This is a genomic window from Vibrio sp. 1F263, assembly GCF_041439035.1.
Classification (GTDB): domain Bacteria; phylum Pseudomonadota; class Gammaproteobacteria; order Enterobacterales; family Vibrionaceae; genus Vibrio; species Vibrio tasmaniensis_A.
This window is the reverse complement of sequence record NZ_JBGONI010000027.1, coordinates 62,178-70,289: the sequence shown is the minus strand read 5'-3', so window position 1 is coordinate 70,289 and position 8,112 is coordinate 62,178. Positions and strand designations below refer to the sequence as shown.

Annotated in this window: 7 protein-coding genes; 4 read left to right on the top strand and 3 right to left on the bottom strand. The window is 43.3% G+C overall.

The features are described from left to right. The first annotated feature begins 541 nt into the window (after positions 1–541). From ACED25_RS16370 to ACED25_RS16360, 3 genes are read left to right on the top strand one after another with little or no spacing between them, the layout of a single operon-like run. Positions 542–763 (top strand): FeoA family protein, encoded by a 222-nt coding sequence (locus tag ACED25_RS16370; protein WP_004734203.1) that lies wholly within the window; start codon positions 542–544, stop codon positions 761–763. Next, the gene (gene feoB / locus ACED25_RS16365; protein WP_371695687.1) at positions 764–3,037 is read left to right on the top strand and encodes a Fe(2+) transporter permease subunit FeoB; all 2,274 of its coding nucleotides are present in this window, start codon (positions 764–766) and stop codon (positions 3,035–3,037) included. Then, positions 3,034–3,264 (top strand): FeoC-like transcriptional regulator, encoded by a 231-nt coding sequence (locus ACED25_RS16360; protein WP_371695686.1) that lies wholly within the window; start codon positions 3,034–3,036, stop codon positions 3,262–3,264. Before feoB ends, ACED25_RS16360 begins: the two co-directional genes overlap by 4 nt. 137 nt (positions 3,265–3,401) lie before the next feature. Here the strand turns inward: ACED25_RS16360 and ACED25_RS16355 are convergent, their stop codons facing one another. After that, positions 3,402–3,830, bottom strand: a complete 429-nt coding sequence (locus tag ACED25_RS16355; protein WP_004734200.1) for an HIT domain-containing protein — start codon at positions 3,828–3,830, stop codon at positions 3,402–3,404. 269 nt (positions 3,831–4,099) lie between these two features. After that, the gene (gene argS / locus ACED25_RS16350) at positions 4,100–5,833 is read right to left on the bottom strand and encodes an arginine--tRNA ligase (protein ID WP_009847308.1); all 1,734 of its coding nucleotides are present in this window, start codon (positions 5,831–5,833) and stop codon (positions 4,100–4,102) included. Between the two features lie 349 nt (positions 5,834–6,182). Here argS and ACED25_RS16345 point away from each other — a divergent pair, with 349 nt between their 5' ends. After that, entirely contained in the window at positions 6,183–6,779 is a 597-nt protein-coding gene (locus ACED25_RS16345; RefSeq protein ID WP_371695685.1) for a VOC family protein, read from the top strand. 312 nt (positions 6,780–7,091) lie between these two features. On the opposite strand, the gene purU is transcribed toward ACED25_RS16345, so the two are convergent. Further along, on the bottom strand, positions 7,092–7,925 hold the full coding sequence (gene purU / locus ACED25_RS16340; protein WP_012604522.1) for a formyltetrahydrofolate deformylase: 834 nt from the start codon (positions 7,923–7,925) through the stop codon (positions 7,092–7,094). Positions 7,926–8,112: the final 187 nt, after the last annotated feature.

Sequence of the window (8,112 nt, the reverse complement as noted above, 5' to 3'; positions counted from 1 at the left end):
GAGATACGAGATACGAGATACGAGATACGAGATACGAGATACGAGATACGAGATATAACGATAGTTGGGTGAGTTTAAAAAGGTTTTTGGATTAAAACAAAAGGAAGAAAAAAAATATCGTGGTATAGCCGGGGGGACTATACCACGGGTGCCAATGACACCTTCGCTTGCTGCCGGAGTGATATGGCAAGCCACATCACCTCTGGAATAAAATTAAAGAGAAAGAGTTTCTCTTCGATGGAGTAACTATACGGGTAGCGACTTGTTTTGCTTATAAAATTAACGACAGATGACTGTAAGAAAACCGACATTATTATAAGCTGTTGATTATTAGTGTTTTATTGTTTTCTGGTTGACGCGTACTAGTGAGGTAGTCCCCACTAATTGTTGAAAGTGACGTTTTTGACGTAAACGTTTTTAACGAAATTTACGAGAGTGTATTTTCGAAAACATTGATTTCACACAATAGAATTGTGGGTATGTGCGTGTATTATGTCGGTAATAACAATCTTTCTCATTATCAATCTCGAACTGGGTACTTATGAAACTCTCACAACTAGAGCAAGGAAAAGCGGCTTCTATTGTTGCACTTACAGGTTTAACACCAGACGTTAGAAAAAAACTAATGGTTATGGGCATGTTGCCAAAAACCGAGGTGACACTTATCCGTCGTGCACCTATGGGTGATCCGCTTCAAGTTGAAGTGAGAGGTGTTTCTATAGCCATTCGTGAAAGCATTGCAGAACAAATCGAGGTTATCTAAATGGATTATCAAGTTCTTACTGTTGGTAACCCTAATAGTGGTAAAACAACATTATTTAACGCATTAACTGGCGCAAAACAGCACGTTGGTAACTGGGTTGGTGTGACCGTAGAAAAGAAAACCGGTTTATATTCGCACGCTGGTGATCAATTTCAGTTAACGGATTTACCAGGCATTTATGCACTAGACAGTGGCAATGATGCAAACAGTATCGATGAGTCTATTGCATCACGCGCCGTGCTTACTCACCCAGCGGACGTCATCATCAATGTTGTTGATGCTAGCTGTTTGGAAAGAAGCTTATACATGACATTACAATTGCGAGAGTTGGGTCGCCCAATGATCGTTGTATTGAACAAAATGGATGTATTAAAGCGTGAGCGTCAGGTGATTAATCTTAAGGCTCTAGAAAAAGAGCTAGGTTGCCCGGTTCTAAGCTTGTCAGCAAACGATAAAGGACAAGTGGTTCGTTTTAAAGAGCGTTTGCATAAGCTTCTGGTTCAAGGTGTGAGTCTTGATCCTATCTCTATTGATTACGATGTCGCGTTAGAAGCTCTTATTCCTTCTGTTGAGTCACAATTTGATGATGCTGACGTATCTCACCGAGCGCTAGCGATTCGTGCTTTAGAAAATGATTACTTGGTATTGAATGGTTTGGCCCCACAAACTCGCACTCAAATTGATAGTGTGCGTCTTGGTGCCGATTTCGATATTGATCTTGCTGTTGCTGACGCTAAATACACTTTCTTACATGAACTTTGTAAACGAGTTCGTCGCAGCGAAGGCAAACTGAGCCGTAATTTCACAGAGAAAGCCGATCAATTCATTTTGAATAAATGGGTCGGGATTCCTTTCTTCTTCGTCATCATGTACCTAATGTTTATGTTCTCTATCAATATTGGTAGCGCGTTTATCGACTTCTTCGATATTGGTGTTGGCGCAATATTCGTTGATGGCGGACATCACTTATTAGATGGTCACTTACCGGTTTGGCTAGTCACCGTTCTTGCTGATGGTATTGGTGGTGGTATCCAAACGGTTGCGACCTTTATTCCGGTGATTGCCGCGCTTTACTTATTCTTAGCGGTACTAGAAAGTTCAGGCTACATGGCCCGCGCTGCATTTGTACTGGATAAAGTGATGCAGAAGATTGGCTTACCGGGCAAAGCATTTGTACCACTTGTTCTGGGTTTTGGCTGTAACGTACCTTCTATCATGGCAACTCGTACTCTTGACCAAGAGCGCGAACGTAAACTCGCCGCATCAATGGCACCCTTTATGTCATGTGGTGCTCGTCTACCTGTATACGCACTGTTTGCTGCTGCATTCTTTCCTGGTGCTGGACAAAACGTTGTGTTCGCTCTGTACATCATGGGTATTCTGGCTTCTGTATTTACGGGCTTGTTCCTTAAAAATACTATCTATCCTGGTAGCAGCGATAGCTTGGTTATGGAAATGCCGGATTACGAATTGCCGACCGTGCAAAACGTGATGCTGAAAACTTGGCAGAAGCTGAAACGTTTCGTGCTTGGCGCAGGTAAAACCATTGTAATGGTTGTGGCAATTCTGAGTTTCTTGAATTCATTAGGTATGGACGGCAGTTTTGGTAACGAAGACAGTGAAAGTTCTGTGCTATCTAAAGCGGCTCAAGTTGTAACTCCAGTGTTCCAACCGATTGGTATTACTGAAGAGAACTGGCCTGCAACGGTTGGTATCATTACCGGTATTTTTGCGAAAGAAGCCGTGGTTGGTACGCTAAATAGCTTATACACCACACCTTCTGATGAAGAAGCGGCTGAGTTTGATCTAGCGGCAAGTTTAGAAGAAGCCGTAATGACCATTCCTGAAAACCTTGCTGGTTTGAGCTATTCCGATCCATTAGGCATTGAAGTTGGTGACTTGTCTGACTCTAGTTCTGTGGCTGCTGATCAAGAGGTTGATACTTCGATCTTTGGTAACTTGAAAGATAAGTTTGTATCAGGCCACGCTGCGTTTGCTTACTTAATCCTAATCTTGCTTTACACACCTTGTGTGGCTGCGATGGGTGCTTATGTTCGTGAATTTGGTCAGACGTTTGCCCGCTTCATTGCAGTTTGGACAATGGCACTTGGTTACTTCGGTGCGACCTTCTATTACCAAGCAGCAAACTTCGCTGTACACCCAGTAAGTAGTGCTGTGTGGATGGTGGCAATTGCTGGTGGTTTTGTGGTGACGTATCGCATCTTCAAGAAAATCGGCAGTAAGCAAAAAGCACTTGAGGTGCAAGTAGTATGATTTTAACTGAACTTCATCAATACATTGATAACGAAGGTGTCGCTGCACGTAGTGAGCTTGCATCTAAGTTTGGGGTAAGTGAAGACGGTATAGATGCGATGCTGGGAGTGTGGGTCAAGAAAGGCAAGATATCTCGCTTGGTCGATACCAACAAGCATGGCCATACAACACGTATTCGTTACACCATCAGCAAACAAAATGGTCTGTCACTGAATGTGATGATGTAGTTCAGAGCTTCATACTCTCGTTAAAAACGACGAGATTAGACAATAAAAAAGCCGCTCACCTATTCTAGATGAGCGGCTTTTTGTCATGTGTCTTTTCTGAACTGTCTTGCTTTAAAGCTCAATGAGATGAACTCGAATTACGCTTTCTTAAAGATAGAGCTCAGCGATAAAACGTTTTGGATACGAGTATGGATTGCAGCTTGTTCTTCTTCACTGCGTTGCTCACCTTTGGTGTTGCCCCATACTGGCCCTGGCCATGCGATGTCGTCTTTGAAGCGTGCAATATGGTGAATGTGCAGTTGTGGCACCATGTTACCCAGCGCGCCTAGGTTTAACTTGTCTGGTTGGAACGTCGCTTCTAATGCTTGGCTTACCGCTTGAGACTCAAGCAAGAACTGCTGTTGTTCTTTCATTGGCAGATGGTGCAACTCTTTTAGGTTGGCGCGTTTTGGCACCAAGATAACCCAAGGGACTGCGCTGTCTTTGCTTAGCAGTGCCAAGCTTAGTGGAAATTCGCCGATAAGCGTGGTGTCTTTTGCTAACTGTGGGTGAAGTTCAAAGCTCATTATTATTATCCATTTCGATTTCTTGAAGTCATACCAATCACAGTAAGTAAATGATCAGAAATAGCGCAGGAAAAAGGTTTGAGAACAAGGCAGATTCTTTTGATAAGTAGTTACTCTACAATCAAAAACTCTAACGTAGTTATCGAGCGTTTTAACCAGCTAGGATGATTAGTTATTTACTACGATTGGTATCAGTATACGTTAGATAAAACAAAAGGTTGATGCTCTCACATCAACCTTTGTATTTATTCATTGTAACCCGAAGGGAATTACATACGCTCTAGAGTCTCGATGCCTAGAAGCGACAGGCCTTGCTTGATAGTCTTAGCTGTCAGTGCAGCAAGCTTCAGGCGGCTCTGTTTAACGGTTTCATCTTCAGCCACAAGGATAGGGCATGCTTCGTAGAAGCTAGAGAATTGACCAGCAAGTTCGAACAGGTAGCTACACATGATGTGTGGTTGACCTTCACGAGCAACAGACTGTACCGCTTCTTCAAATTGTAGAAGTTTCGCGATAAGGGCTTTCTCTTTCTCTTCAGTGATTTTGATTTCACCTTCTAGAGAGTCCATAGAAATGCCTGCTTTAGCAAAGATTGAAGCGACACGAGTGTATGCGTACTGCATGTACGGTGCTGTGTTGCCTTCAAATGCCAGCATGTTTTCCCAGTCGAACACGTAATCAGTGGTACGGTGCTTAGAAAGGTCTGCGTATTTAACTGCTGCCATTGCTACTGTGTTCGCAATGGTTTTCTTCTCGTCTTCTGCTAGCTCAGGGTTTTTAGATTCAATCAGCTGAGTTGCACGTACTTCTGCTTCGTCCAGAAGGTCAGCAAGACGCACTGTACCGCCAGCACGAGTTTTAAATGGCTTACCATCTTTACCTAGCATCATGCCGAACGCGTGGTGCTCAAGAGATACAGACTCAGGAACATAACCCGCTTTACGAACGATAGTCCAAGCTTGCATTAGGTGTTGGTGCTGACGAGAGTCGATGAAGTAAAGTACGCGATCTGCGCCCAGTTCTTCAAAACGATATTTAGCACATGCAATATCGGTGGTGGTGTATAGGAAGCCACCGTCACGTTTTTGCACGATAACGCCCATAGGGTCGCCATCTTTGTTTTTGTATTCGTCTAGGAATACAACTTGTGCGCCGTCAGACTCTTTTGCTAGACCTTGTGTTTGTAGGTCAGAAACGATGTTTGAAAGCATATGGTTGTACATACTTTCACCCATCACATCATCACGTGTTAGTGATACGTTCAGGCGATCGTAGTTACGTTGGTTTTGAACCATGGTTACGTCAACAAGCTTTTTCCACATTTCAGCACAGTATGCGTCGCCACCTTGCAGTTTCACTACATAGCCACGAGCTTTCACTGCGAATTCTTCGTCTTCGTCGTAAAGCTTTTTAGATTCACGGTAGAACTGCTCAAGATCTGACAGTTCCATTGAAACTTCACCAGTTTCAGCTTGGATGCGCTCAAGGTTTGCGATAAGCATACCGAATTGAGTACCCCAGTCACCAATGTGGTTAGCACGGATAACTTTGTGACCTAAGAACTCAAGTGTACGAACAACAGCATCACCGATGATCGTTGAACGTAAGTGGCCTACGTGCATTTCTTTTGCAACGTTTGGAGCTGAGTAGTCAGCAACAATCGTTTGTGCTTCTGCGGCTGAAACACCAAGGCGAGAGTCAGCAAGCGCTGCGTCTGCTTGTTGTGCCAGGAACGTTTCATCTAGGAAGATGTTTAGGAAACCTGGACCTGCGATTTCAACTTTAGAAGCGATACCGTCTAGGTTTAGAACGTCCAATACTTTTTGAGCAAATTCTCGAGGGTTAGTGCCTAGTCGTTTAGCAACACCCATAATGCCGTTTGCTTGGTAGTCACCAAATTGTGGTTTTGCAGATTGACGGACAGCCGCAGGAGAGCCTGCAGGTGCGCCAGCGGCTTCTAGAGCCTGAGATACTTTGTCATTAATCAGTGCTTGGATATTCACACGCGTTTCCTTCAATTCAAGGATGAATAAGAGTAGCCGTTATTTCGTGGGCATTAAATTTGGCTAATTATGCTTCTAGTTAACGATTTAATGCTGAAATGAACAACAGACTCTGTTTAAGTTCACAAAAATGGCGTTAATCATACCAATTTTGTGGGCTTTCTTATAGGTCGAATTGATAGAAAATTAACATTTCCTGAGGGGTTTTTGACAATCAACTTTGACCAAGCCAAGTTTGTCTATTTAGGAAAGTAAGACACGGTACTTTTTGAGTGTTTTTTGTCAAAACAGCGCTTGTTGCTGGAAGTAAAACTGATACCATGCTGCCATTATTTGGAGAACATAGACAATGACGATGAGCCTGAAGCAAGCTGAACTAGAACCACAACAAATGATTGCACGCCTTGATACGTTTATGACGAAAATTGAGAACCTCGGAAATGTGCTGGGTTTGGATTTAAGTTTTGCTCAAGCAGATCATATTGCATTAAGAATCAATGAAACTGAGCTTGCGAAATCAGCACATCAAGCATGGTCTGAATACGGCTCTACGATTTCAGAAGCGATGATCAATGGTCGTCCCATTGTGGTGTTGGCTTTCGATAAACCATTGCAAAGCCTTGGCTGGAAGATTGAATGTTTAGAGCTTCCATACCCAGCTGAAGGCAAGATTTACCCGAGCCAAGATTGGGAGCATGTAGAGTTTGTGATTCCTTCTCACGCACAAACGGCCGATGAGTATCTAGCTGATCTTAAAGAAACCTACCCACAGTTTGCCGCTAAGTTTGAAACCTTGGCTGAGCAAGGCGTTAAGATAAAACTCTCTAGCCCGAAAGGCGAGGGTGAACGTTTGAATAATCCAACGGTTGCATTCAAGCATCAAGGGATTTGCATTAAGCTGCATCCACACTCTTTGAAGAAGATTGTTGAGTCAGAACAGGCCTAATTTGATTGGATAGTTGCTGGGAATAGATTCCTGAACTCACCAAGGCTCGTCGGAATTACGGGGTGTTTGATGGTGTTTGCCAGGTCTATCTTTAGATGCTGACAGTCTGAGGGTTCGAGGGCGTATGTCAGAGTCTACGGTTAGAAGGTTCTTACCGAATTCGTCATTCCCGATAGCGACGAAGGAGCGTAGTCGGGAATCTCATAAAGCTAGTCAGATCATCAGATACAAAAAACGCGCAATGGATTAACCCTATTGCGCGTTTTTTATTGGGTTCTAACTGGAAGTCTTACCTGAAATCGAACCTCCGATCTACAGAATCACGGTCTTGTTGCCGTAAACAAACACGTGATCATTGATCACTTTGTTTAAAGCCTTACTCAACACGTTCTTCTCTACGTCACGACCCGCTTGTGCCATGTCTTTCGCGCTGAAATTGTGATCCACTGGGATAACATCTTGCTTGATGATTGGACCTTCATCGAGATCGTTTGTCACAAAGTGTGCCGTTGCACCAATGATCTTCACACCGCGCTCGTAAGCTTGCTGGTATGGCTTAGCACCAATGAATGCAGGCAAGAAACTGTGGTGAATGTTGATGATTTTGTGGTTGTACTTCTCAACAAACCCCGGCGTCAGCACTCGCATGTATTTAGCAAGCACTAGATAGTCCGCCTCATACTGGTCAATGACTTCCAACATCTTCTTCTCATGCTCTTCACGGTTTAATCCTTCGTGAGAAACATGGTGGTAAGGGATATCAAAACGCTCGGTTAGGCTTTGCAGTGTATCGTAGTTACCAACTACTGCCGCAATATCAACATCTAAACTGCCATCGAAGTTCTTCATCAGAATATCGCCAAGGCAGTGTGCTTCTTTAGTTACCAGAATCACAACACGCTTACGAGATGAATCAACCAGCTTACGTTTTGTGTTTTCTGGCAGGGCTTGGTCTAAATCGGCGAGTAAGGTTTCGTCATTGAAGTAGCCCTCTAGCTCTGTGCGCATAAAGAAGTGGCCACTTGTGTTATCAACGAACTCATTATTGTGAATAATATTGAGTTGGTGCTTATAACAAATGTTGGTGATCTTTGAGATGAGGCCTGGGGCGTCAGTACAATGTGTTAATAAAGTTTTTCTTTCCATTTGCATCTTACTTCCATGAATGTTGCACTTATTATATGAAATCGGGATTCTTCAAAATTTAATGCAGGCCGTCGAACGGTGAACTGAGCCGCAGTATCACCGTTATAATTAATCTATTATCAAGTTGGTTTCAACAAATTCTGCTGCTCATTTATCGCATCGATAAATTGTTTTATATAGAAATATC